Annotated in this window: 1 protein-coding gene; it reads right to left on the reverse strand. The window is 65.1% G+C overall.

Annotation, left to right across the window (positions count from 1 at the left end; translation table 11 throughout):
- Positions 1 to 295: AMP-binding protein (locus ACZYSP_RS35455; RefSeq protein ID WP_489019235.1), on the reverse strand; the 295-nt coding region annotated here is incomplete at both ends.

Genomic DNA, 295 nt, shown 5'->3' on the forward strand with positions numbered 1-295 from the left:
ACTGTGCGGCGGTGGAGGGGTTCGACGTGAGCATGACCGTCTCGCTCATGCCGTAGCGTTCGAGAATGGTGTGGCCGGTGCGCTCGCGCCACTCGTCGAACGTCTCAATCAAGAGCGGCGCCGAGCCCGCGACGAACAGGCGCATGTTGCGCACCGCCTCGCGCGTGAGGCCCGGCTCGGCCAACAGCCGCACATACAGGGTGGGCAAGCCCATGAACACCGTGGCTTCGGACAGCTTCTGCACGACGCGCTTCGGGTCGAACTTCGAGAACCACAGCATCTTGCTGCCGTTGAG

It is taken from the genome of Variovorax sp. F042 (assembly GCF_057814215.1).